General features: G+C 29.5%; 23 protein-coding genes. 16 read left to right on the forward strand and 7 right to left on the reverse strand.

Translation table 11 applies throughout. The features are described 5' to 3' along the window. Window positions 1-384: 384 nt before the first annotated feature. The 7 genes from C4Q29_RS05560 to C4Q29_RS05590 all read right to left on the reverse strand — a co-directional run bounded on the left by C4Q29_RS05560 (window position 385) and on the right by C4Q29_RS05590 (window position 5818). Window positions 385-1236 carry an HAD family hydrolase gene (locus C4Q29_RS05560; RefSeq protein ID WP_159459226.1) on the reverse strand — a complete coding sequence of 284 codons (852 nt, stop codon included), beginning with the start codon at window positions 1234-1236 and terminating at the stop codon, window positions 385-387. A 141-nt stretch (window positions 1237-1377) separates the two neighbouring features. Continuing rightward, a complete protein-coding gene (locus C4Q29_RS05565) occupies window positions 1378-1605 on the reverse strand; it encodes a heavy-metal-associated domain-containing protein (RefSeq protein WP_103981830.1) in 228 nt (75 codons plus the stop codon). Between the two features lies 1 nt (window position 1606). Beyond that, a complete protein-coding gene (locus C4Q29_RS05570; protein ID WP_103981831.1) occupies window positions 1607-3466 on the reverse strand; it encodes a heavy metal translocating P-type ATPase in 1860 nt (619 codons plus the stop codon). 1 nt (window position 3467) lies between these two features. Continuing rightward, entirely contained in the window at window positions 3468-3749 is a 282-nt protein-coding gene (locus C4Q29_RS05575; RefSeq protein ID WP_103981832.1) for an iron-sulfur cluster repair di-iron protein, ric, read from the reverse strand. 82 nt (window positions 3750-3831) lie between these two features. Beyond that, the gene (locus tag C4Q29_RS05580) at window positions 3832-4497 is read right to left on the reverse strand and encodes a Crp/Fnr family transcriptional regulator (protein WP_103981833.1); all 666 of its coding nucleotides are present in this window, start codon (window positions 4495-4497) and stop codon (window positions 3832-3834) included. 13 nt (window positions 4498-4510) lie between these two features. Further along, window positions 4511-4912 carry an arsenate reductase ArsC gene (locus tag C4Q29_RS05585; RefSeq protein ID WP_103981834.1) on the reverse strand — a complete coding sequence of 134 codons (402 nt, stop codon included), beginning with the start codon at window positions 4910-4912 and terminating at the stop codon, window positions 4511-4513. 18 nt (window positions 4913-4930) lie between these two features. Next, window positions 4931-5818: a GNAT family N-acetyltransferase gene (locus C4Q29_RS05590; RefSeq protein ID WP_103981835.1), complete on the reverse strand. Its 888-nt coding sequence runs from the start codon at window positions 5816-5818 to the stop codon at window positions 4931-4933. 188 nt (window positions 5819-6006) lie between these two features. On the opposite strand from C4Q29_RS05590, the gene C4Q29_RS05595 reads away from it, so the two are divergent. The 16 genes from C4Q29_RS05595 (at window position 6007) to C4Q29_RS05670 (ending at window position 25620) form a co-directional block, all read left to right on the forward strand. Beyond that, window positions 6007-7509 (forward strand): type I restriction-modification system subunit M, encoded by a 1503-nt coding sequence (locus C4Q29_RS05595; protein ID WP_103981836.1) that lies wholly within the window; start codon window positions 6007-6009, stop codon window positions 7507-7509. Next, entirely contained in the window at window positions 7499-8728 is a 1230-nt protein-coding gene (locus tag C4Q29_RS05600) for a restriction endonuclease subunit S (RefSeq protein ID WP_159459227.1), read from the forward strand. The genes C4Q29_RS05595 and C4Q29_RS05600 overlap by 11 nt, the downstream gene beginning before the upstream one ends. A gap of 27 nt (window positions 8729-8755) precedes the next feature. Continuing rightward, window positions 8756-11878 (forward strand): type I restriction endonuclease subunit R, encoded by a 3123-nt coding sequence (locus C4Q29_RS05605; protein WP_103981838.1) that lies wholly within the window; start codon window positions 8756-8758, stop codon window positions 11876-11878. A 1057-nt stretch (window positions 11879-12935) separates the two neighbouring features. Next, complete coding sequence (locus tag C4Q29_RS05610) at window positions 12936-13238, forward strand: toll/interleukin-1 receptor domain-containing protein (RefSeq protein WP_103981839.1); 303 nt, start codon at window positions 12936-12938, stop codon at window positions 13236-13238. A gap of 63 nt (window positions 13239-13301) precedes the next feature. Beyond that, window positions 13302-13721 carry a hypothetical protein gene (locus C4Q29_RS05615; protein ID WP_103981840.1) on the forward strand — a complete coding sequence of 140 codons (420 nt, stop codon included), beginning with the start codon at window positions 13302-13304 and terminating at the stop codon, window positions 13719-13721. A gap of 22 nt (window positions 13722-13743) precedes the next feature. After that, window positions 13744-14289: a DUF4357 domain-containing protein gene (locus C4Q29_RS05620; protein ID WP_103981841.1), complete on the forward strand. Its 546-nt coding sequence runs from the start codon at window positions 13744-13746 to the stop codon at window positions 14287-14289. Window positions 14290-14706: 417 nt separating this feature from the next. After that, on the forward strand, window positions 14707-15312 hold the full coding sequence (locus tag C4Q29_RS05625; protein ID WP_103981842.1) for a DUF6088 family protein: 606 nt from the start codon (window positions 14707-14709) through the stop codon (window positions 15310-15312). Beyond that, window positions 15305-16333, forward strand: a complete 1029-nt coding sequence (locus C4Q29_RS05630; protein WP_103981843.1) for a nucleotidyl transferase AbiEii/AbiGii toxin family protein — start codon at window positions 15305-15307, stop codon at window positions 16331-16333. The genes C4Q29_RS05625 and C4Q29_RS05630 overlap by 8 nt, the downstream gene beginning before the upstream one ends. A 19-nt stretch (window positions 16334-16352) precedes the next feature. After that, on the forward strand, window positions 16353-16949 hold the full coding sequence (locus C4Q29_RS05635) for a GNAT family N-acetyltransferase (protein ID WP_200813132.1): 597 nt from the start codon (window positions 16353-16355) through the stop codon (window positions 16947-16949). Window positions 16950-17171: 222 nt separating this feature from the next. Further along, window positions 17172-18119: a helical backbone metal receptor gene (locus C4Q29_RS05640; protein ID WP_159459228.1), complete on the forward strand. Its 948-nt coding sequence runs from the start codon at window positions 17172-17174 to the stop codon at window positions 18117-18119. Between the two features lie 2 nt (window positions 18120-18121). Further along, the gene (locus tag C4Q29_RS05645; RefSeq protein WP_103981845.1) at window positions 18122-19120 is read left to right on the forward strand and encodes a FecCD family ABC transporter permease; all 999 of its coding nucleotides are present in this window, start codon (window positions 18122-18124) and stop codon (window positions 19118-19120) included. Further along, complete coding sequence (locus tag C4Q29_RS05650; protein ID WP_103981846.1) at window positions 19113-20012, forward strand: ABC transporter ATP-binding protein; 900 nt, start codon at window positions 19113-19115, stop codon at window positions 20010-20012. The genes C4Q29_RS05645 and C4Q29_RS05650 overlap by 8 nt, the downstream gene beginning before the upstream one ends. A 76-nt stretch (window positions 20013-20088) precedes the next feature. Continuing rightward, window positions 20089-21642: an ATP-binding cassette domain-containing protein gene (locus C4Q29_RS05655; protein WP_159459229.1), complete on the forward strand. Its 1554-nt coding sequence runs from the start codon at window positions 20089-20091 to the stop codon at window positions 21640-21642. Then, window positions 21639-23261 carry an ATP-binding cassette domain-containing protein gene (locus C4Q29_RS05660; RefSeq protein ID WP_103981848.1) on the forward strand — a complete coding sequence of 541 codons (1623 nt, stop codon included), beginning with the start codon at window positions 21639-21641 and terminating at the stop codon, window positions 23259-23261. Before C4Q29_RS05655 ends, C4Q29_RS05660 begins: the two co-directional genes overlap by 4 nt. Window positions 23262-23542: 281 nt before the next feature. Next, window positions 23543-24115, forward strand: coding sequence for a hypothetical protein (locus tag C4Q29_RS05665; RefSeq protein WP_103981849.1), 573 nt, complete (start codon window positions 23543-23545; stop codon window positions 24113-24115). 146 nt (window positions 24116-24261) lie between these two features. Further along, window positions 24262-25620: a TrkH family potassium uptake protein gene (locus C4Q29_RS05670; protein WP_103981850.1), complete on the forward strand. Its 1359-nt coding sequence runs from the start codon at window positions 24262-24264 to the stop codon at window positions 25618-25620. Window position 25621: the final 1 nt, after the last annotated feature.

Genomic DNA, 25621 nt, shown 5'->3' on the forward strand with positions numbered 1-25621 from the left:
AGGCATAGTTGTTGAGGAGCCTAAGGTAAAAATATTCCAAAGGCTCCAATTCTTGAATTTATGAGCTCAAAATCAAGAAATAATTTATCATATTTTAAACTCTACTTTTTGGGGGACACCTCACTTTTCGAATTCTATACTTATTAAAATCCTAAAACCATAAGTTTTAAAATCGATTTTTAATTTTAAAACTTATCTGATGCTGTGTAAATAAGTTTTAAAATCACTTTTCACATTTTATACTTATGAAAATCAAAAAATCATAAGTTTTAAAACGATTTTTGATTTTAAAACTTATTTTCACCCAAACCATCACTACCATCATCCACAAATGAAAAATTGTTGCGAAAAATTCGCAACAATTTTTTTCTTTATTACAAGCAATTACAAACTCTTTATTATCTCTATAGCCTCTGCAACTCCGTTATCATCATTGTTTGCAACATGGTGGGTAGCTAGGTCTTTTATTTCTTGATATGAATTTTCCATAGCAAAACCATAGTCAGCCATTTCAAACATTTCTAAGTCGTTTAAGCTGTCACCGATAGCTATTCTTACTGAATCATCTAATTGCAGGTAATCTTCCAAGTGTTTAAATACCATTCCCTTGTTTACATGAGCCGGAACAATTTCAAGATTTGTTCTTTCAGATTCTGTAGCATAAACTCCATCTAGCTTTGATAGTTTTTCTCTAATCTCTTGCTTGATTTCATAAATTGGTAGGTACATGAAAAACTTATAGATATCAAAATCTTCTTCATCAAACATCGCATGGAAATCATCGATTTCTTTTAAATGATTTGCTAGAACATTCTTTTTGTAATTTTCAAAAGAATTAAATTCTTCTTCAGTTAAAACATGTACAGAACTTTGGAACAATTTTTCTAACCTATCAATATGGTCTTTTTCACCAAACCTACTATTCTTGTTATATGTTAAAAATGGTTGGTCTTTGATAGTTTCGTATATATTTTTAGCCTGGTCCTTTGTAAAAGGAAGCTCAAATATGAGGTCTTCACCCTTGTAGGCAAGTCCACCATTTGATCCAACATAGGATATATTAAGATCATATTTATCAAGTAATTCTTTTATATTAAAAGCAGGCCTACCTGAGCAAATAAATACAAAATAGTCATCATCATTTGCTATAGACCTCAAGGCTTCAACATTTTCTTTACTAATTTCTTTTTGCGAATTCAAAAGCGTGCCGTCTAAATCAATACCGATTAATTTCATTCTTCCTCCCATAATTTATAATCCTTAGATGATTATATCAAAGTATAAGGAAGAATGCTTGGAGGCCAATGTTAAAAATAGTTTAAATAATAAATAACCTCAAAATTCATTGGTGAACTTTGAGGTTAAGCAATCATTTAATTAAGATATCTTTGTAGATAAGACATCATATCCTAAAGACCTTATCTTATTTTCAACTTCTTTAGAGTCTAAGACATTATCATCAAAATTTAATTTAACCTTAGCTGAGTTAAACAATACTTTTACACTGTCCTTATCAACACCTTCCAAACTTTTCACACCCTTTTCTATTTTTTCAAGACATGATGGGCAGGTTAATGTTTCTAATTGCATATTTAATTTTTTCATTTTATTCTCCTTTATTTTTATTATTTCTAATCAATCTCATTCCATTCAAGATAACTACAAATATACTTGCTTCGTGGATTAGCATTCCTAGGGACATATTCAACCAATCATTAAATAATAGGGAATAGAGTAGGAAGAATACCACAAAGACCGCTATAAATATATTTTGAATCATATTTGAATGAATCTTTTTCGATAACTTGTGGGCATATTGTATTTTTCTTATATCAGAATTCATCAAAACTATATCTGATGTTTCAATAGCTATGTCGGTACCATTGCCCATAGAAATACCTACATTTGCTAGGGATAAGGATGGACTGTCATTTATACCATCACCTATAAAGGCGACTGTGTGGCCCTGGTCTATAAGTTTCTTGACATATTGGGCCTTGTCTTGGGGTAAAAATCCACCATAGCCCTTGGTCAGACCTATTTCTTCACTGACTATATCGACAGTTTTTTGATTGTCTCCAGAAAGCATGATTAAATTTTTGATGCCTTCATTTTTGAGGGCCTCTATTGTAGCTTTAGCCTCATCTTTGATTTTATCTCTGATCAAAATCAAGCTCTGCAGCTCATTGTCATAGGCCATCAAGATGATAGAATAGGCTTGGTTTAAATATTTGTCTATATCGTTTTTCTGTCTTTGAGATATTTCAATATTTTCTTTTTCCATCAAGGAAAGATTTCCGACAATTACTTTCTTATCCAAAACTCTTGCAATGATTCCTTTACCTTCGACAACCTGTGTGTCCTTGGCTTCATAATAGTCATGGCCTCCATATTTTTCTATGATAGCCTTGGCTAAGGGGTGGTCAGATTCTCTTTCAACACTCAAGACCATGCTGATATTTTCAGACTTTTCATCGGTGTAGAATATATGGTCGATTACTTGAGGATGACCTTTAGTAATGGTTCCTGTTTTGTCAAATATGACTGTATCAATTTTGCTAAAATCTTTGATTACTTCACTAGTTTTGAAGAGAATTCCATTCTTAGCACCATTTCCTATACCTGCAACATTTGATACAGGTACACCTATAACCAATGCTCCCGGACATCCTAGGACCAAGATTGTTATAGCAAGTTCTATATTTTTAGTGATGATATATACTACTATAGCTAGTAAAAGAACGAGAGGGGTATAGTATTTAGAAAAGCTATTTATAAACTTTTCGGTAGCGGATTTAGAATCTTGGGCTTCTTCAACCAATTCAATTATCTTGCCGAATGTTGTATCTTCACCAATTTTCTCAGCTACTATTCTAATAGTACCATTTTCTAGGATAGTTCCTGAAAAGACTTCGTCACCTTTTTCCTTTTTTACCAGCATGGATTCGCCAGTTATGCTGGCTTCATTCATATAGCCAACACCAGATATTACTTTTCCATCTACTGGTACTTGGGCCCCGGTTTTCACCAAGATATTATCGCCGACATCCAAGTCGTCTATATCTACTTCTTCATGGTCTCCATTGTCATTTATTCTTATAGCTTTCTTAGGAGACATTTCTATTAAACTCTTTATAGCAGACCTTGTGTGGTTTAGAGTTTTTTGCTCTAGATAAGATCCAAAGATAAATAGAAAGGTCACTATAGCAGATTCTTCATAATTTTTTATGATTAGGGCTGCTATTACAGCTATACTTACCAATACATCTATGCTTATTACTTTTATCTTTATGGATCCAATAGCCTGCATTAGTATAGGAAGCAGGGCTATGATTGAAGCTATAAGGAAGAATACATCCTTTAGATAAGCATTATCAAAGATGTGAAGGGAAACCAAGGCTGAGGCTATAAGGATACCACTTAAGACCATTATCCTGTTTTTATTTTTAAATATAAATCTGGTCATATTACACCATCAAATCTTCATCTAGTTTATTTAGTATTTTATATACAGCTTCATAAGTTTCGCAAGTTCCTTGTGGAATAGTATAGTCATTTGTTATTTTTCTTAAATTAATAAAATCATCTTCTAATTTATCAAAGTCTGATTTATTTAAATTTTCTTTTATAGAATTATATATCTTATCTACTTCAAAGATTTCTTCATGGTCTTTGTCATGGACTTTTTTTACTGTAGGCAGATAAAAATCTAATTTTTCAAATAAGTCTTTGTTCTTTTCTATATACATAAAATTCTCCTTTGTTTTATAGTCTATATACACTATAAGACAAAGGAGAATCTATTTCCTTGACCTAGATCAAGTTTTTTATTTAATTGTCTATATATTCATTTAATTTTTCAACATCCAATATTTTTATTTTCCTATTGGTCTTTTTTATATAGCCCAAGTCTTCAAATTCTTTTAATTTTCTTGAAATTGTTTCAGGGGTAGTAGCTAAGTAGTTGGCTAATTCCTTAGAAGATAGGTCCAGTTCAAACTCTTCTTGGTCACTGCTATGGTAAATGTTTAAGATATAGGAAGCTATCCTGGTATTTACATCTTCATAGGCATTATTTAAGGACTGTTTTTCTGTTTCAACCAATTTATCACTAAATTCTTTTAGTAAGTTTATAGCAATTGTTGGGTTCTCCATCATGATATTTTTGAAGTCATCTTTTTTGACTAGGCAGATAGAGGTTTTTTCAAGGGAATCTACATAAGTGTCCTGTATTTCATCAGAGAATAGGGTATTTTGACCTACTACATCTCCTGCCTGTAAGACTCTTAATAGTTGCTCTTTTCCTGAATTTGTTAGCTGGTATTCTTTAACCTTTCCTTTTTCTATTACAAACATGCCAATTTGATTTACTGGAGAAAAAATGTTTTCACCCTTTTCAAATTCTCTATGGGTCAAGATGGTATCAATTTTTTTTAAGTTTTCTTCATCTAAGTGTCTAAAAATTGGAACTTGCTCTGCACAGTATTTTTTCTTCATTTTATCTCCTTATTTATTTGTCAAGTTCTTTTTTTTTTAACTCAAGGATATTTTCTTCAATTTTAGCAATTATTATTTTGAACTCTTCGTCTGACTTTCCACTTGGATCTTCCAAGTCCCAATCTGCATCAAAGCCCTTGTCTATAAAAGGACAAGCTACATTACATCCCATTGAAATTGCTATGTCAGGATTTGGTATATCAGAAATCAACTTTGGTTTTTGACTTTCTTCTATGTCAATTCCGTACAAGTCCTTCATGAGACGAACTGCATCCTGGTTGATTTGAGATTTTAATTCAGTTCCAGCAGAATAGCTTTCAAACACATCTGAAGCGAGGTGTTTGCCAAGGGCTTCAGCAATTTGACTCCTACAGGAATTGTGTACACATATAAAAGCTACTTTCTTTTTCTTCATTTTTTCTCCTTATTTTTTCTAAAAGACTTCATTCATATCCCTAGCATCCAAGTAAAGAACTTTTGTATCTACCTTAAATCCTAGTTTTTCATAAAGATTTTTCGCCTTGGTATTGTCAGCATCTACAGCTATTTGGAAGTCTTTGGTGTTTATATCTTCAAATGTTTTTATAGTTTTTGCTAGCAGCTTGTAAGCATAGCCCTGTCTTAAATATTCTTTTTTAGTTGCCACACTATACATATAGTTTACATCAGAAGCAAAGTCTACTGACACCCTAGATATTATATCCTTGTCATTTCTAAGGACAAAAATGTCTACCGTACCCGATTCAATACTAGCTATATTGTACCTTTTAGCTATATTTATGTCAGAATCAAATGCCTCATGCATCAACTGAGTCAGCTCATCTACATCTTTCAAAGAAGCTTTTTCAAATATCAAGTTTGAAGACTCCAGTGTATAATCCAAATCTTCCTTCTTATATTTCCTTGATAATTGAAGCTCTTCTGATTCATACCTTATCAGATTAAGATTTTTAATCAAGTCAGGGTTCTTACCCAAAAAGACCTCTTCTGTGACAAAAGAAACTGTATTTAAGTTATAGGCCTTAGTTTCATGTAAGAATGTTTGGTACAAACGTCTAGCGACTCCTTGTTTCCTAAAGTCTGGATCAACCTTCAATTGGATTTCCACATCCTTACTATCAGCATAGGTAGCTAGGAGGCCTATCAATTCATGATCATCATTATATGCCAGGAAGAATGCAGGCATGTCCTTGTCAAAGTTGTAATCACTAGATAGATATGGGTCTCTGTAGGTGTGGTCGAAGCTGTGTACCTTCTTTAGAAGTTTTTCAATGGCTTTTATTTGATTGTTGCTTAAGTTGTTTGTTGAGATTATTTGCATGGGGGACTCCTTGAAGGGTTTTGTTTTTATTATACTTTAGAAGTCATTGAAAATAAAGACATAAACCATTAAATAGATATATTCAAATTATTAGGGATTTAAGTTGTTTGATAGTATTCGATCAATGTATTTGATATAATGCTAAATATATAGATATTTTATTAATTATGTAATTAAGGAGTAAATTAATGTCAAATAATATTAATAGCGCTGATTTAGGTTTTGAAAATGAAATATTTGCAGCAGCAGATAAACTAAGAGGAAATATAGATGCCGCTGAATATAAACATGTTGTGCTAGGTTTAATATTTTTAAAATATATTTCTGATTCTTTTGAAGAAAAATATAATGAACTTGTAGAAGAAGGAAGTGGATTTGAAGAAGACAGAGATGAATATATAGCTGAAAATATATTTTTTGTTCCTGAAAAAGCTCGTTGGGATTATATAGCTAAACAAGCTACAACTCCTGAAATAGGTAAGATAATCGATGAAGCAATGATAATAATTGAAGAAGAAAACGAAAGACTAAAAGGTATACTACCAAAGAATTATGCAAGACCAGAGCTTGATAAAAGAAGACTTGGAGAAGTAGTAGATTTATTTAATAATTTAAAATTAAAAGAACAGGGTAATTCTAAAGATATTTTAGGGCGAACATATGAATATGCTATAGCACAATTTGCTGAATTAGAGGGTAAAAGAGCTGGGGAATTCTATACTCCATCAAGTATAGTTAGAACTTTAGTTGAAATTTTAGAACCTTATGAAGGTAGGGTATATGACCCATGTTGTGGTGCAGGGGGAATGTTTGTTCAATCAGCTAATTTCGTTGAAAGACACAAAGGAAGAGTGGATAATTTATCAATATTTGGACAAGAATCAAATCCAAATACTTGGAAACTTGCTCAAATGAACCTTGCTATCCATGGATTAGAAGGTAATTTAGGACAAGGTGCTGCTGATACATTTTTCAATGACCAACATAAAAATTTAAAAGCAGATTTTATACTTGCTAATCCACCTTTTAATATTAAGGATTGGGGTGGTGATAAATTAACAGATGATGCACGTTGGAAATATGGGACTCCACCAGAAGGAAATGCTAACTTTGCTTGGATACAACATATGATTTCTCATCTATCTCCAAATGGAAAGATTGGATTGGTATTAGCTAATGGATCACTATCTGCTGGTGGTGACGAAGGTAAGATTAGAGAAACTATTATCAAGGATGATTTAATAGAAGCTATCATATCCATGCCTGATAAATTATTCTATTCAACAGGTATCCCTATAAGCTTATGGATTATTAATAAAAATAAATCTCAAAAAGGAAAAACTTTATTTATAGATGCAAGAAATCTCGGGAAAATGGTCACTAGAGCTCATAGAGAATTAAGCAATGAAGATATTATTTTAATAGCAGACACTTATCGAGATTTTGTAAATGGAAAGGAAGTTGATCAACAAGGTTTTACAAATGTTTCAGACATAAAAGAAATTGAAGCTAATAACTTTGTTTTAACACCTGGTAGGTATGTAGGTTTAGAAGAATTAGAATATGATGGTATTCCTTTTGAAGAAAAAATGGAAGACTTAACCTCAGAGTTAAGCGAACTTCTTAATGAATCTCATAGGCTTGAAAAAGAAATAAGAGAACAGTTAGGAGGTATTGGTTTTGAGTTATAAAACTGGATGGGTGGAAGTAGAATTATCTCAATTAGGAAAAATAATAACTGGAAAAACTCCTAAGACATATATTAAAGAAAATTTTGGTGGAGAGACACTGTTTTTAACTCCTTCTGATAATTTGGATGTAAGATACATAACAGAAACAAGTAGAAAATTAACTGATTTGGGTGTTGAATCTTTGAAGAATAAAGTTATTCCAAAAAATAGCATATGTATTAGCTGTATTGGTTCTAAACTAGGTAAAGTTATAATTACAACAAAAAATACTGTTACAAACCAACAAATTAACTCAATTATACCAAATGAAAAAATCAATTATATGTTTCTTTATTATTACATGATAATTATAGGAAATAAATTGAATTATTTAAGTAAAGCATCCACAGCTATACCGATAATAAATAAGAGTTTTTTTTCGAAACAAAAAATTTTGCTACCTCCTTTAAATACACAAATTAAAATAGCAAAAATATTATCTTCCATAGATGATAAAATTGAAAACAATAATAAAATTATTTCTAACCTAGAATCTCAAGCTCAAGCCATATTCAAATCATGGTTTGTAGATTTTGAACCATTTAAAGATAGTAAGTTTAAAGAAAGTGAATTAGGAATGATTCCTGAAAGGTGGGAAATTAGTACTTTAGACAAAATATCTAAGAATATAATTACAGGTAAAACACCATCTACAAAAAAAATTGAAAATTATGGTGATTATATACCATTTATCACTATACCTGATATGCATAATAAAACATATATTGTAAAAACTGAAAGGTATTTATCAGAATTGGGATCAAATACACAACCCAAAAAGATATTACCTAAAAATAGTATTATTACAAGTTGCATAGCTACTGTTGGACTTATATCATTAGTTTCTGAATATAGTCATACTAATCAACAAATTAATGGAATTATTTCGAAAGAAAGTATAAGTCCATATTATATTTACTCATTTTTAAAAACGCAATATAGATTTTTAAATAATATAGGATCTAGTGGAAGTACAACTAAAAATATTAATAAAACAACTTTTGCAAATATAAAAATATTAATACCTGATGAAAATATTATGAATAAATATCATAAATTAATGGAACCTATTTTTGAGTATATTTTAAGAATTGAGAAGCAAAATAATAAACTTTCTGAATTAAGAGACACCCTCCTCCCAAAACTAATGTCTGGAGAAATTAACCTAGAAGAAGATTAATAATGAAATGATATAAGGATGTATAGTATGTATAAGGTAAAATTTATAGAAAGTGTGTTTGAAGAAGCTTTCATAAATAAAATAAAAGATCTTGGTTATGAATATATACCATCAAATGAAATTATAAGATCTTCTTATAAGTCACCAATAGCAGATGAGATATTTAAAGAATCATTATTACGTATTAATCCTGATGTATCATTTGAAATAATTGAAAGAGCTATTCAAGAAATAAAACATATAGATGCAGGATTATTGGAAGCGCGTAATGAGACTTTCTTTGAATATTTACAAAATGGTATTTCAATTTCATATTATGAGGACAATGAAGAGAAAACAGAAATTGTTTATTTAATCGATTATGATGATTTAGATAATAATAGTTTTGTTGTATCTAATCAATTTAATGTTATAGGTAAAGCACTAAAGATACCTGATGTAGTAATCTTTATTAACGGTTTACCTTTAGTTGTTGTAGAACTAAAATCAGCATCCACTGAGCAAGCAGATGTATGGTCAGCATACAGACAGATAAGAAATTTTCAATCAGATATAGAAGATTTCTTTGTTTATAATGCTTTTAATGTTATATCAGACCTTACAGAGACTAAGTTTGGTACTATTACTTCTAAAGAATCCTGGTACAAAGATTGGAAAACAACAGATGGTCAATACGAGAGTACAAAGTATGCTGATTACAAAACTTTTATAATCGGTTTGCTAGACAAAGAAAGATTATTAGATATTATTAAAAACTTTATAATATTTGAACACAAAGATAAGTCTATAATAAAAATAATGACTCAATACCATCAGTATTTTGCAGTGCATAAAGCAGTAAAATCTACTTTACAAGCTATTGAAAAAGGAGATGGTAGGGCAGGAGTATTTTGGCATACACAAGGATCTGGTAAGTCATTATCTATGGTATTTTATACTGCTATGATGTCCAAAGTTTTAGACAAACCTACATTTGTAATTATTACTGATAGAAATGACCTAGATGACCAACTCTATGGACAATTTTCAAGAGTAGAGAACTTTTTAAGACAGAGACCAATACAAGCAAATTCTAGAGCTCATCTTAAAGAACTATTAAATGATAGGGTATCAAACGGTATATTCTTTACAACAATGCAAAAATTTGCTGAATCAGATGAACCTTTAACTGATAGAAATGATGTAATAGTTATAGCTGATGAAGCGCATAGATCTCAATACGGTTTAAAATCTAAGATGTCTTCTGATGGTAAATTACAAATTGGTATGGCAAAGTTAGTAAGACAGTCATTACCTAAAGCTACATATATTGGTTTTACAGGAACGCCACTAACTGAAAATGAAAAAGATACACAAGAAGTTTTTGGAAACTATATTGATATATATGATATGTCACAATCGGTTGAAGATGGTGCAACAAAACCTATTTATTATGAAAATAGAGTTATTAACTTAAAATTAAATGAAGATTTGCTCAAAGAAATTGATTCTAAATATGATGAATTAGCTGAAGTTGCTAATGAGAAAGATATTGAAAAATCTAAAAAAGAATTGTCCAGAATGGAAGCTATTCTTGGTTCTGACCAAGCCATAGATACCTTAGTTAGAGATATAGTTGAACACTATGAAGAAAATAGGGCCGATTTATTAACAGGAAAAGCTATGGTTGTTGCTTACAATAGAGATATTGGAATTAAAATATATAAAAAAATGCTAGAGCTTAGACCTGAGTGGACGGAAAAAGTAAAAGTAATAATGACCGGATCAAACAATGATCCAGAAGAATGGAAAGAAATAATAGGAACTAAATCATATAGAGATGAGTTAGCTAGGAAATTTAAAGATAATAGTGACCCTATGAAAATAGCTATTGTTGTAGATATGTGGTTAACTGGGTTTGATGTGCCTTCGCTAGCTACAATGTATATATACAAGCCGTTAAAAGGACACAATTTAATGCAAACTATAGCTAGAGTAAATCGTGTGTTTGAGGATAAAGAAGGTGGATTGATTGTTGATTATATAGGTATTAGTAAAGCTCTAAAAGAAGCGATGAGCAACTATACTAAATCAGACCAAAAAGTTTTAGACAATTCAAATATAAGAGATTCAGCCTATCCTGTATTCAAAGAAAAGCTAAATGATTGTAGAAATATATACTTAAAGAACTTCAATTATTCTAGATTATTTGAAAAGAATATCAGTAGTAGTGAAAGAGCTGATTTAATAGTCGATGGTTTAAATTATATTTTAGGTCTAGATGTAGATAAACAAACAGATTTTAAAGATGAATCATATGCACTTAAACAAGCACATACCCTATGTTCTTCTATAACTACAGAAGTTGAACAGATAGAAGCTGCATATATTGAAGCTATAAGGATTAGTTTAAATAGGCTAGATGCTTCTACTGCACCAATTTCTAAGCAAGAGATTAATAACCAAATAAATGAACTATTGCATCAATCTATAGAAAGTGAAGGAGTAGTTAACTTATTCCAAGATTTTGAAAAAGGATTCAGCTTATTTGATCCTAATTTTTTAGATAAGATATCAAAAATGCAACAAAAGAACCTTTCAATAGAATTATTAAATAAGGTTTTAACAGATGAAATAAGTTCAATATCAAGAACGAATCTTACAAAGAGTGAAGAATTTTCTAAAAGACTAAAAAGATTAATGAAAAGATATAGAGATAGCCTTCTTTATAATGCTGAAACCCTAGATACTTTTGCGGGACTTGATGACATCCTTACAACAAACGATTCAGTTAATGAATACAGCGAAGTTAAAAGACTATTAATTGAACTTGCTAAAGAAACCATTGAGGCAGAAAAAGAATATAAAAAGCTCGGATTAACTAGAGCTGAAATGGCCTTTTATAATGCAGTAGCTTCTTCTGACAATATACAAGATTTTTATACTGATGAACAACTAATAAAACTTACAAAAGAACTCACAGAAACTTTGAGCTCAGAAATGACCCAAGATTGGGCGTTCAAAGAATCTGGAAGAGCAAATGTAAGAAGAGTAATAAAAAGATTACTAAGAGAATATAAATATCCTGGTAATTATAATGAAACAATACAATTGGTGGTTAAACAAGCTGAATATTGGGATGCTATTAGGGATGATGAGCATAGAGCCTAAAAGTTTTCTGGAATAATTCATGTGAACATGTAAATAATTTTCATGTATTATAAATATCATAAATTTTTGGATAATATATCATAAACTTATTAAATAGACCAGATATAAATGTCAATAGCAATAACTTCATCTTGAAATTTAAGTCGCGTCATACTTGCCTAAAAATTAGGCATAGTAAAATTAAATAAAGATTTAATTAATTATATATTTAGTATGTAGTATTGATATCCTCAAAATATCAAAAATTATGTTTGTAAGTTTCCTTTATTAGTATCGATAGCTGCACCCTAAGTCTTACCTATTTGTCTAAGTTTTTGATAATACACAAAAAAAAAGGAAGACTTTTAAAATCGTCAATATTAACAGCAAGTTAAATAGCACGTCTTAGAAAAATAGGTTTACTTTTAGAAATCTTAGGGTTGAGAATATTTAATTTCTAGACTGTTTAGTAGATACATATAGATCCAGATAAGCAACTGACTATTTAGCTATTTTAAATCGAAAAATAACACCATTATTAATGGTTTGATTAATAAAAGGTATAAAGGATTCATCATAGAAGAATCTCATCTTAAATTTTAAAAATCTGCTCACAAGAAAAGTAATTTGAGCAATAGCTTATTTGATTTAATAGAAAAATGACTTCAACCCAAAAATAAGAAATAAACTTCTGAAACCTACTAAAACTCTAATATTATTGGGATAAGAAAAAGACTCATAAACAAATTTCCTATTAGAATCAATTAATTAAGATTCGTGTTTATTCTTTGCAAAAGCAACACCAATATTAAATATAAAATTACCTAGCTTTAATATAATTTATATATAGATAGATCACTAAGAATTTTATGACAATCAAATATTGATATACATACAGCAACGAAAGCTTATTCTACTTAAGATATGAAAGGGAGAAATACCCTATTTTAGAAATGCTAGCTTCAAGGTGAAGAGCTATCACCTAAATCTATATAAATATTATCCTATATGAGAATATGATTGAGAACAAAGTGTTATATATATTACTAAGATTATAGTATACGAGAGGAGATAAGATATGATTTTTATTAGTCATACACATTCTGATAAAAATATAGTAGAACCTATTGCCAATAAATTAGCTGAATTATACGGAAAAGAACAAATATTTTATGATAGTTGGTCAATACAACCTGGTGAGGGGATTATAGATATAATAAATAAAGGACTTTCAAAATTAGATGTTATATTTTATTTTGTTTCAAATGAAAGCTTAAAGAGTAAGATGGTAGAGTTAGAATGGCAGAATGCTTTATTTAAATCCACTGGAGAAAATATAAAAGTTATTCCAGTCAGAATAGATAATTGTTTAGTTCCTTAAATCTTAAGCCAAACGTTATATTTAGATATTTATCAAAATGGTGTAGAAGTTGTATTAAGGCAAATGATAGATATAATTGAAGGTAGAAATATATATAAGTCAGAATTTAATAAATTTCAAAATGTGGTTGCATATAAGAGGAACATATCTGACAAAAAGATAATTTTTGAAATTAGAGCTGAACGTTATATGGAACCAATTTCTAAATATGGAATAGTTGTAGCTAATGATGAGAGAAAAATTAATTTTGAATGTAAATCTGATTTCCTCGCGACAAAGGGGTTTAATAAGGGAGCAGCAACACTTAAAGTAGACTTTGCTACTATAAGAGCTAATGTATTAGCAGTAGAAACTCAACGTGCTACAGTACCAGGATTTCCTGTAGAAATTCATGTAGAGTCTGAAGATCCAATAATATTTATTGGAGTTTTGAAAGCTAATTCCTCTGATAGCTATTATTCAATACCAGTGAAGAATTTTTAAATATATCTTATTTTAAAAAAATTTGCATCTTCAAAACTGTACAAATAAAACAAAACATCTTAAATTTATTTATTATATAATCTTTAAAGATTTACTTAATATATCAAATACTGAATTATATGCTTTAAATGAAGATTTAGTTGTTAGCTTACTTTCTTCATTTGAAGGAACTATTATCTATCCTAAAGAAAAGACAAAGGAAGAAATCTTTGATGATTCTTCAAAAGAATTAGAGTCAAAATCTGATCTAAAATTTATTCCTAACGGTAGGTATTATTTAAATAGAAACGTTAAAGGATTCGGTAGAGTTAAAGGAGAAGCCGTAGTTGAAGATGGCATAATTAAGGTCTTAAAAGGAAGTAAATGTGCTCCAACTAAAGATGGTTATGTTCCGGAAATAAGAAAAAAAGCAAGAATCGAGAATGATATTTTAATAGAAGATATAATTTGTAGTTCTCCATCGACCGCTGGGTTGCTTGTAATTGGTAGATTTAATAACGGTTGGACAGAATGGAAAGATAAAAATGGTAAGAAACTAGCTGTTTTCAGAGATGAAAGTAATGTCTAAAAAAGTCCAAGAATAATTAGGATTTATATATTACAAAACTTATGAGATAGAAAAGAGATAAATCATAGACATTTTATTATTTTAATTAGTTTATGAATAGACATTATAAAACAATAAATGAATACATAAGCACGGATTTCAAGTTGCATTTGAAATTCGTGCTTGTTATATTTTATTCATTTAATGGGTTAATTGAACAAAACAAAAAATAAAATGGAAATAGATACAAGAGTGAGTAAAAAATCATTCTTTTCTTGTGGATAGATACATTATATACTGAAGAACTCGAAATAGAAAGATGGGAATCCATTTAAATTTTATGAGTTAGGTAAAATATGATAATTATAAGAGATTATTACAACTTGACTTTTTTGAACCCAAAAGTGTATAATTTTGGGTGCAAGGAGGTGATGTTTTATGACTTCAATTACGAAAAAAATAGAAAACATAATGTCTGAAAATCAAGGTGAGATCTTCTCTATAAATGACTTTTATCATTTGGGGACAAAGAATACTGTTAAATCTATTTTGTATAGATTAAGTGAAAATAATGAGATAGTTAGACTTATTGATGGATTATATACAAAACCTAAATATAGCAAGATTTTGAACGAATACTCCTTTCCTGATGCTAATTCAGTTGCAAATAAAATTGCTGATAAATTTTCTTGGACGATAGCACCTACGGGAGATACAGCATTAAACTACACAGGTTTGTCTACACAAGTACCAAATGAATATGTTTATATTTCAGATGGACCATATAGAGAATACTTGTATAGAGATAAAAAAATCGTATTCAAACACACAACAAATAGAAATATAACTTCTTATTCAAAAGAATTGTCTATTTTAATACAGGCAATAAAAGCACTAGGAAAAAATAAAATAAATGAGGAAGATATTAAAAAACTTGCTTTGTTTGCTAAAAATATTAAAGAAGATCTGATAAAGGACACCTTAAAACTGCCTTTCTGGATACAAGAAGTTTTAGAAAAAATACAGGAGATAAATTTTGAGTAAATTATTAGAAATATCAAGTGAAGAACTTGAACTCGTTATACAAAATACATCAGATAAACTTCATATGTCAAAAGCTATTGTTGAAAAAGACTTATGGGTTTGTATAATTCTTAAATATCTATTTGAGGATTTCAAATATAAAGATGCTATTGTTTTTAAAGGTGGAACAAGTTTATCTAAAGTATATAAATTGATAGAAAGATTTTCAGAAGATATTGATCTTGCTTTAGATTGGACAGTTTTGGGATATGGGCACGAAGAACCTTATGAAGAAAGAAGTAATACTAAGCAGTCGAAATTTAATGATAAGTTAAAAGAAGATACAAAGGTATTTCTTCGTGATGAATTCTTACCTATTATAGAAGATTACTTTAAGGAAGTTTTAAAAGGTAAAGACTATAAATTTTATATTGATGAATTTGACGGTCAAACGATCTGTTTTGATTATCCTAAAAATCATAGTGATAGCTCAATACTACAAGTAATAAGGCTTGAAATTGGAAGTCTAGCTGAGCCGATTCCAGCTAGTACACAGAAGATAAAAACCTATATTCAAGAAGTATATCCTGAAGTATTTGAAGAAAATATTCAAGTAATGGCAGTTGATAGCTTAAGAACTTTTTATGAAAAGATAACGATACTTCATAGAGAAGCAAACAGAGTAAATGGGAACTACCCTGCTAGATATTCTAGACATTTTTATGATGTATACAAAATGCTACTTACAGATATAAAAGAAAAGAGCTTAGAAAACTTAGATTTATTAAAAGCAGTGATTGAATTTAAGAAAAAATTTTATGCGTGCAATTGGGCTAAATATGATGATATTGAAGAAGGAAATCTAAAGTTAGTCCCATCTGATGAGGCTTTAGATATATTTTCAAAAGATTATGATAGTATGAAAAACATGCTCTTTGGAGAAAAGATACCATTTGATAAAATAATAAGTAGCATAAGAGAATATGAGATAGAACTAAATGAGGTTTTAAAAACAAATAATAATCTTGAACAAGGGAGATAGACATTAGAGCTATCATCTTATGAAGCTATATCAAGAAACCTTAATGAGAATAAATAAAGAGGTAAAACCAATGATACTAGAAACCACAAGACTAATCCTAAGACCCTGGGAAAAATCAGATGCCCAAAGCCTATACGAAAATGCAAAAAATCCAAATGTAGCTTTAATGGCTGGATTTCCACCTCATAAAAGTGTTGAGGAAAGTCTATATATTATAGAAAACATTTTTACTGGATCAGAATGCTACGCTATATGCAAAAAAGAAGATAATATAGCTATTGGTTCAATAGAACTTAAAATGAAGAGCAAAATGTTTGATGAAAATATAAAAGACGAATGCGAAATAGGATTTTGGATAGGCGAGAAATATTGGGGAAATGGATTCGTTCCAGAAGCTGGAGAAAGATTAATTCAGCGTGCCTTTGAAGACTTAGGAATGAATGTAATCTGGAGTAATTATTTTGCAGATAATGAAAAGTCTAAAAGAGTCCAAGAAAAATTAGGTTTTGTACATTACAAAACTTTTGAAAATCAAAAAGCAAAATTAATAGATAAAATAACCGATTTCAATTTTACTAGACTTACAAGGGAAAGATATTTAACTAATAAAAATTAATGAAAATACCATAGATAAATTTTGTATCTATGGTATTTTTTTTGTAAAAAAAATAGTCTAACTTCCAAGCTCTCTCAAACCCCACCCATTAACAAACCCCGCCACAATCTCAATCCATACCACATCCACTTTTTTCTAAAAAACTTTTGACATTAACTTTTTAAAATGTTAACATACTTGAGAATGATTATCATTACGTTTTATAAGAAAGGAAAAAAGAAAATGACAAAGAAAGTATTAAGTATTTTATTAGCATTTATATTATCCTTTTCTTTAGTAGCATGTGCAGACATGAACAAAGAAAAAGATTCAAAAAATGAAGTAGAAAGTGTAAAGGAAACTAAATCTGAAAGCTCAAAAGAAGCTGAAGTAGAACAAATAGGAGATAAAAGAATTGTTGCTGCAAGTAAGACAGTAGCAGAATATTTAGCCCTATTTGACCAAGAAATAGTTGGGATAACTAAACAAGAAGCTTTACCTAAGATCTATGAAGGGGTAAAACAAATTGGACCACCAAGAAAGTTAAATTTAGAAATTATCATGAGCTTAAAACCAGATATAGTGATTGCAAATGATAATAGTAAAAAAGATATCGAAGAGTTTTTAAGTAAACAAGGTGTGAAAACTATGTACCTTGATAGTAATGACCATGATCTAGTATATGAAAATATCAAAACTATAGGTAAGGCCTTAAATAAAGAGGACCAAGCCAACAAAATAGTTGAAGAGATGAAGAAAAAGGAACAAGTGATACTAGAAAAAGCTAAAAGTCTAAAAGGTAAGTCATATGCACTATTGTTTGGTACAGGAGATAATTTCCAAATAGTGACCGAAAATTCATATTTAGGATCTCTACTTTCACAAATAGGTATGGAAAATATAGCTAAGGGTGCAGGTGGAGAAAATAAGAGATATTTACCATATAGCTTAGAAACCTTAGTATCTAAAGATCCGGATTATATACTTACTTTAGCACATGGTCATAAAGAGCAAGCTAAAAGTGTATTTTCTGAAGAATTTAATAAAGATTTATGGAAAAATTTAAGGGCTGTTAAGGAAGATAGACTTATACATCTAGATGATAAAACAAATCCTTTAACAGGAAATATTCATATGTTGGAAACTTTAGAAGCTCTAATAGATAATCTTTTAGAAAAAGCGGGCAATTAAAGATGTTTAGAAGGCAAAAAGATATTTATATATTATTTGCTATATTATTAGTTATATTGATAATATCAATGTTTCTATCCATTTCCATAGGGTCTGTAAATATTAGTCTAAGTGAAATATTTAAGATCATATTTAATGGGGAACAAACAGAAAATTACAATATATTTATGAACATCAGGATGGTGAGGGTTCTATTTGCTATGGTATCAGGTATGTGCTTGGCCATTTCTGGTTTGCTATTACAAATAGTCTTGAGAAATCCTATGGCTGATAGTGGTTTTTTAGGTATATCATCAGGAGCATCATTTGCAACTACATTGGTGCTTCTCATCATACCTATTAAATCAACCTATGTACCTATAGTTTCATTTATAGGGGGGATATCAGCCTTTTTCATAATTCTTATATTATCAAAAAAAGACTCTTCTCCTTCAAAGATGATTCTAATAGGGGCAGCATTGAATGCTATATTAAGAGGAGGACAGTCTTTTCTTATGACTATGTATAGTGATAGGTTGCAAGGTGTTATAACATGGCAAAATGGTAATCTTTCTGGCAAAACTTGGGGAGATTTATTTTCATATATTAGCTATGTCTTACCTATTATACTTATAATATTTGCAATTAAAGCTAAGATAAATGTATTAAATCTATCTGATGAATCAAGTTTAAGTATAGGTGTTCCTGTGAAAAAATATAGGATCTTTATTTCATCCTTATCAGTATTTTTGGCAGCAGTAAGTGTATCATATGTTGGGATAATAGGTTTTGTAGGTTTGTTGGTGCCTCATATAGCTAAAACACTAGTAGGGAATAATATTAAAAAGACCCTACCTTTTAGTATAGTACTTGGTTCTATCCTACTATTAATAGCAGATCTATTTTCTAGAACAATTGCATCTCCTATAGAGATTCCTATTGGTACAGTAATGTCTATGATAGGCGGTCCATTCTTTATATATTTAATTTCAAAAAGTAGTAAGGGTAAAAAATATGCTTAAAAAGAATCAAAAAGAATATTCTGATAAGGATAATTTTAATAAAAATGAATATATGGAAAATATGTTGAGGGCTGAAAATGTATCTTACAAATATAGCAATGGAGAAGACTTTTCTATAAATGATGTAAATCTTTCTGTAAGAGAGAAAAAGTTTACTGCCCTTATAGGGCCAAATGGCTGTGGGAAATCTACTGTTTTTAAGCTCTTAATGGGAGAAATCAAACCAGATAAAGGTAAAGTATATCTTGGTGACAAAGATATATCTAAAATAAATATAAAAGATAAATCTAAAAAAATAGCCATAGTTCACCAAAAGAATCAATCAGTTCACGGCTTTACTATAAGAGAAGTTGTGAGCATGGGTAGGACTTCCTACCAATCTATATTTGGTTCACTTTCTAAAGAAGATAAATTAGCAATAGATAACGCCTTATATTTAGTAGGTTTAACCGATATAGCTGATAAATACTGTAATGAAATATCCGGTGGGCAACTGCAAAGAGTATGGCTGGCCTTAGCCCTAGCTCAAGAGCCAGAGATCATACTTTTAGATGAGCCTACTACATATTTAGATGTAAAATATCAAATACAATTACTTGAGATGGTAAGAGAGCTAGTTGATAATCATGGCATTACTTGTTTAGCTATCTTGCATGATTTAAATCAGGTATTAAACTATTCTGACTTTACTTATGTTATGAAGGATGGACAAATAAAATATAGTGGTCAAACAGAAGAAATACTAAGCTTTAACAATATAAAAAATGTATTCGGAGTTAATTCTAATATGGTAGATAGTTATGATGGTAGAAAAGTTTTAGATATATATTTAGATAAGGAAGATAAAAATGTACATAAAGATATTAAATTTGGGCAAATCATACAGATTTAGAGCCTTTTTAGACATTTTAATAAACTTTATAAAAAATATTTCTTTTATATTTGTAATACTTCTATATATCTTATTTTTGAATAAAAGATATATAGAATTTTCTATGCTTACAATATTTGTATTGACCATATATATTGTCGATATTTTCAATAAGGAAAATGGCTTGATTTTGTGGTCCAATAAAGCCACATCAAATTTAACAAAAGACTATCTAAGAGCCTTATTTAACAATAGCAGGTGGAAAGTTAAAAATGCTGACCTAGTAGATCTTGTATCAGGAGATATAAATTCTATTAGAGGATTATCAATATTTTATGAGGAAATCATACCAAGATTTTGTGATATGTTTCTCTTCTATATTGTGTATTTTATAGTTAGCATCTCATATTCTACTTATATTTTCCTCATACCTCCTATTGCCATGCTTCTAATGCGTTTAGTTAACAATATGGTTAAAAAATTGCAAGATAAATATGACAATAGAAGGGATAGAAACTATATAAATATGAGTTCAAAATTTATGGAAGACCTTAATGGAATCAATACGATTTTAATGTATAGGGCAGATGATGTCTTCCAAGAAAATTTTGATAAAAAGGCAGACGACCATAGAAAATCAATCATGTTTTCTTTGTTACTATCCTTACCCAAATCAATGTTTAGAATAATTATTTCAAATATTGGGATTATCTTGTCAGCAGTATTAATTTTTAAGCTTGATATTTTCATTATAGCAAAGCTTGTATTGGTTTATTTGAATTCTCATATTTTGATAAATACCAAGAAGTTTTCTTATTACAATAGACAAGTCATGAGCATGGAACCTGTATTAAATAGAGTTTTAAGAATGATAAAAGACCAAAGTGCAATAGAAAACGAAAATGAAGTAAATATTTCTAATAAAATTGAAAGCATCGAATTTAAGGATGTGTATTTTAAATATGCAGATAGCGATAAAAATATACTAGAGGATATGAACTTAAAATTTGCTAGGGGTAATTTTTACCATGTAGTTGGTAAAAATGGAAGTGGAAAGTCTACTTTAATAAGTTTAATTAAAGGTAGAAACGAAATTGATAAGGGAAAGATATTAGTCAATGATATAGATATATCCAATATATCTAGTGATTATATGTCTGAAAAAATAGCTATTATAGAAAAGGATAGCTATATCTTATCTAAAACCATTAAGGATAATTTGCTTTATGCATCTAATGGGAAGATGGATATTGAAGAAACAAAAAATATATTAGAAGAATATTCTCTACTTAAATACGTGAATGAACTTTCTGATGGTCTTGATACTAATGTAGGTGAGGGTGGTAGTTTATTGTCACCTGGACAAAAAGCCCAGCTTTTACTTGCTATGTATATATTAAATGACAAGGATGTATATATCTTAGATGAGGGCTTATCCAGTGTGAATCCAGAAAATAGAGATATAATTATAAACTGTCTAAAAAAATTAGCGGAAACAAAAATCATTATAAATATATCCCACTATATATCTGATATAAATGATGAGGACATGGTTGTATTTTTTGACGATGGAAAAGTATATATGAATAAGCAAAAAGAGCTTTTTAATTTAGAAAATTACAAGAGCTTAAGTAGAAAGGAGATGCTATGAAAAGATTACTTAAATATAGTAAAAATTATATTTTAGAGATTATTATATCATCTCTAGGAGCTTTTCTATTTGCCTTTGGTTTTGTATTAGTCATATTTTTTGGATTTAATATATTACTTGATAAAAACTTTTTATATGAAAATCTTTATCTAATAATATTTTGGCTGATAGCTACAGGATTAGGGAATGCTATTGAACACTACTTAGGCCATGATATTGCCTTTAAGGTTTTAAGAGACTTCAGGTCTATGGTATATTTCAAGATCAGAAAGCTTGGTCCAAAAGTCTTAGAAAATAGGGATTCAGCAAATTTACTAAATCTTATAAGTAAGGATATAGACAGCATAGAAGTTTTTTATGCCCATACTATAGTTCCTATTATTAGAACTATTTTTTATACAATATTTATCTTTTATTTCTTTTCAAGATTAAATATATTTGTTGGCTTTACTTTCCTACTTATTTCTTTTTTAAATATCTTAATTTCCAGATATATTTATAGTAAAAAGATCTATGAAAAATCTGCTACCTACCATAGGTATAATAATGGATTAAATAAAGATTTGTTGGAGATAATAGAGGGTAAAGATCAGATTATACAACTTAATATTAAGGACTTGTTTTTTAATAAGGTGGATGATAAGTTTGTAAGGCTAAATAATATCAAAGAAGAAAGACAATTTTATCAAGATAAAAAGATAAACCTTATATCTTTATTAAATTTACTATTCTTCATCTTATTTGTAGTTGTAATACATTTTACAAGTGGGATTAATTCTTCATCTTTAGCCTATGTCTTTATATATCCATTTTGCTTTGAACCATATAATTCTATTTCTAGACTGCCTTTATTTTTAAGTAATGGTATAGTTGCAGCAAATAACATGTTTGACTTTCTAGAATTAGTAGAGGATAAAGAATCTGAAAATAGCGATGTAAAGGAAGATATAAAGGGTAAAATAGATTTTGATGATATAAAGATTAATAATCTTAGCTTTACTTATCCTAGCAAAGATGATTTAGTTTTAGATAATATATCCTTAAATATAAAAGCAAAAGAGCGAGTTGGTATATATGGTCCTAGTGGATCTGGAAAATCTACCCTAGTTAAGATTTTGATGAAGTGGTATGAGTACGACCAAGGAGAAATTCTGATAAATGGATTTAATTTGAGGGATATTCCTAAGGAAGAAATAATGTCTAATATCAACTATATGCCTCAAAACCCTTCTTTTTATAGCATATCTTTAAGAGATAACCTAACCATGTTTAATCAAAATATATCTGACGATGACATATATGATATTTTAAAGAAGTTAAATTTAATAGATAGGGTGAATGATTTAAAAGAAGGGCTTGACACTATATTAGATTCAAATAATCTGAGTTTTTCAAGTGGGGAGAAACAAAGACTTGATTTAGCAAGGGCTTTATTGAACCCATCAAAGATATTAATATTAGATGAACCACTTAGCAATACTGACAAGAATAATGGAAAAGATGTCTTAAATATATTGGATAGCTTGTATAAAGGAATTGTAATTATAATATCACATAGGTATGAAGCTTTTGATATATGTGATAGTGTTTATGAAATTAAAAATAAAAAGATATATTGAGATAGTTTAGAGTATAATTTTATAGCAAATTACATTCTATCCATATGTAACTAATATATAAATTTTAGATAATAATGAATGAATAAATGGGCACTAATTTCAAGTTGTACTTGAAATTAGTGCCCATTTGATTTTAATATGTATAAACAAACTGTAGTCTAGTCTGTAAATTTTAAAAATTCAATTCCTGAATGTGCTCCATTAAATAAAAATATAAAAGTGTTTTTATTTTAACAATGATATTGTATAATTAAATAAAAATAAATTTAAAGGAGTAAAAAATGAAAAAAAAATTATTTATACTATTGTCACTTACTCTGCTATTAACAGCTTGTAAAAATAACACAGCTAATGATAATAAAGAAACAGCTAAAGAGACTAGACAGGAAACAAATAATGAAGGTATGACTAAGGCACAAGGAGTCTATCTAGGGAATGGATTCTTCGCAGAAGAAACAGTTTTTGAAGGAAAAACTTTTAATCAGCTGATACAAGTTCACACTCCAGAAGGAACTAATTTAGAATTAGGAAAATTCTACGAATATGAATATGATGGAACTACATCTTCACTACCTATAAGAACTTCTGTTGAAAAGATAGAAGCACTAGCACTTACGAAAGTTCAAAAGATAAGTGAAGATACTGCTAATGAAATTTTGGATTATGTAGAGAACTCTAAAGCTATCTACAAAGAAACTGATAAGAAACTAGAAAAGTCTGAAGAAATAACTGATGAAAGTCTAGACCAGTTAGATAGAAAGACAGTAATGATTGTATATGGAAAAGACTCAGCTAAATTAGTAGAAACTTTGAAAGAAAAAGGTTTTGAGATTATTTTAGAGATGATTGAATAGGAAGTTTAACAAGATATAGGGGGCGATGATAAAGGTCATCGCTCTTTTTTATGCAAGTATTTATTTGAAATTTATTAATAAATAAACCTGCAAAATTTTCTTCCAATTCCCACTTTTAGTGTTATACTAGATACTTAGGAGTAGATATGAATTTAAAAAAGACAAAATTTTATAAAAAATATATAGAAAAAAGACCAACAAGGTTGATTCTTTTCATGTATCTGGCAGTGATACTTGTGGGAACTATTTTGTTGATTTTGCCAATTTCATCCAAGGATAGGGTTTTTACTAGACCCCTAGATGCAGCCTTTACTGCTGTATCAGCAACTTGTGTGACTGGTTTGGTTACCCTGACATCAGCTGTTCATTGGTCGGCCTTTGGCAAAATTGTGATAATCTCACTTATCCAACTAGGTGGACTTGGGGTAATGACTGCTGCATCTTTTATTTCCATTTTGCTAAATAAAAGATTTACCTTATCAGATAGGATCCATCTTTCAGAAGAAAGAAATGCTATGTCTATTTCAGGGATCATAAGAATGGTGAAATTTGTACTTGTATCAACATTCTTACTAGAAGGAATAGGGGCAATATTTTTATCCTTTAGCTTTATACCAGAATTTGGTTTAGGAAAGGGGGTTGCTTATTCAATCTTCCATTCTATATCAGCCTACTGTAATGCTGGTTTTGATATAATCGGGAATGATTCCCTGGCACCATATGCGACAAATGTGAATGTATCCTTGGTGGTATCATTCTTAATCATTTTGGCAGGTTTAGGATATCCAGTATTCAGCGACTTAAAGAAAAATAAATTTAACTATAAAAAATATAAGTTACATACAAAATTAGTTTTGATAATGACAACAATTTTGCTAGTAGTCCCAACAGTGCTATTTATAGCTATTGAATACAATAATCCACAAACTTTAGGAGGTTATAGCTTCTTTAATAAGATTTTAGTAGCATTCTTCCAATCAACTACTTTAAGGACAGCAGGTTTCTATACAAGCCCTCAAGCCTTGTATATGAATGCTTCCGCAGTGCTTATGGTCTTGCTCATGTTTATAGGGGGATCTCCTGCAGGTACTGCTGGTGGTTTTAAAACAACAAGTTTTCTTTCCTTATTTATCATTACAAAATCTAATGTAAAGCAAGACAAAGAATTCAATATAGTCAATAAAAGGCTACCTAGAGATACAGGATTGAAGGTTACTTCTATCTTTACCATTTCTATGGCTTGGATAGTGACAGCAATCTTCTTGGTATCTCTTGTTGAAACAAACATGTCAAATCTTGATATCATTTATGAAGTTATATCAGCTTATGGTACAGTAGGCCTTACAAGGGGAATTACACCAAACTTACATGGCTTTTCAAAATTAGTCATCATGGCTACCATGCTTTTTGGTAAGATTGGACCTTTATCAATCATAGTTGCCTTGAGCAGAAAAAACCCAAGCAAGTCATATAAATTGCAAGAAGAAAATATTTTAATAGGTTAGG

Source organism: Helcococcus massiliensis (assembly GCF_900258485.1).
GTDB classification, from domain to species: Bacteria; Bacillota; Clostridia; order Tissierellales; family Peptoniphilaceae; genus Helcococcus; species Helcococcus massiliensis.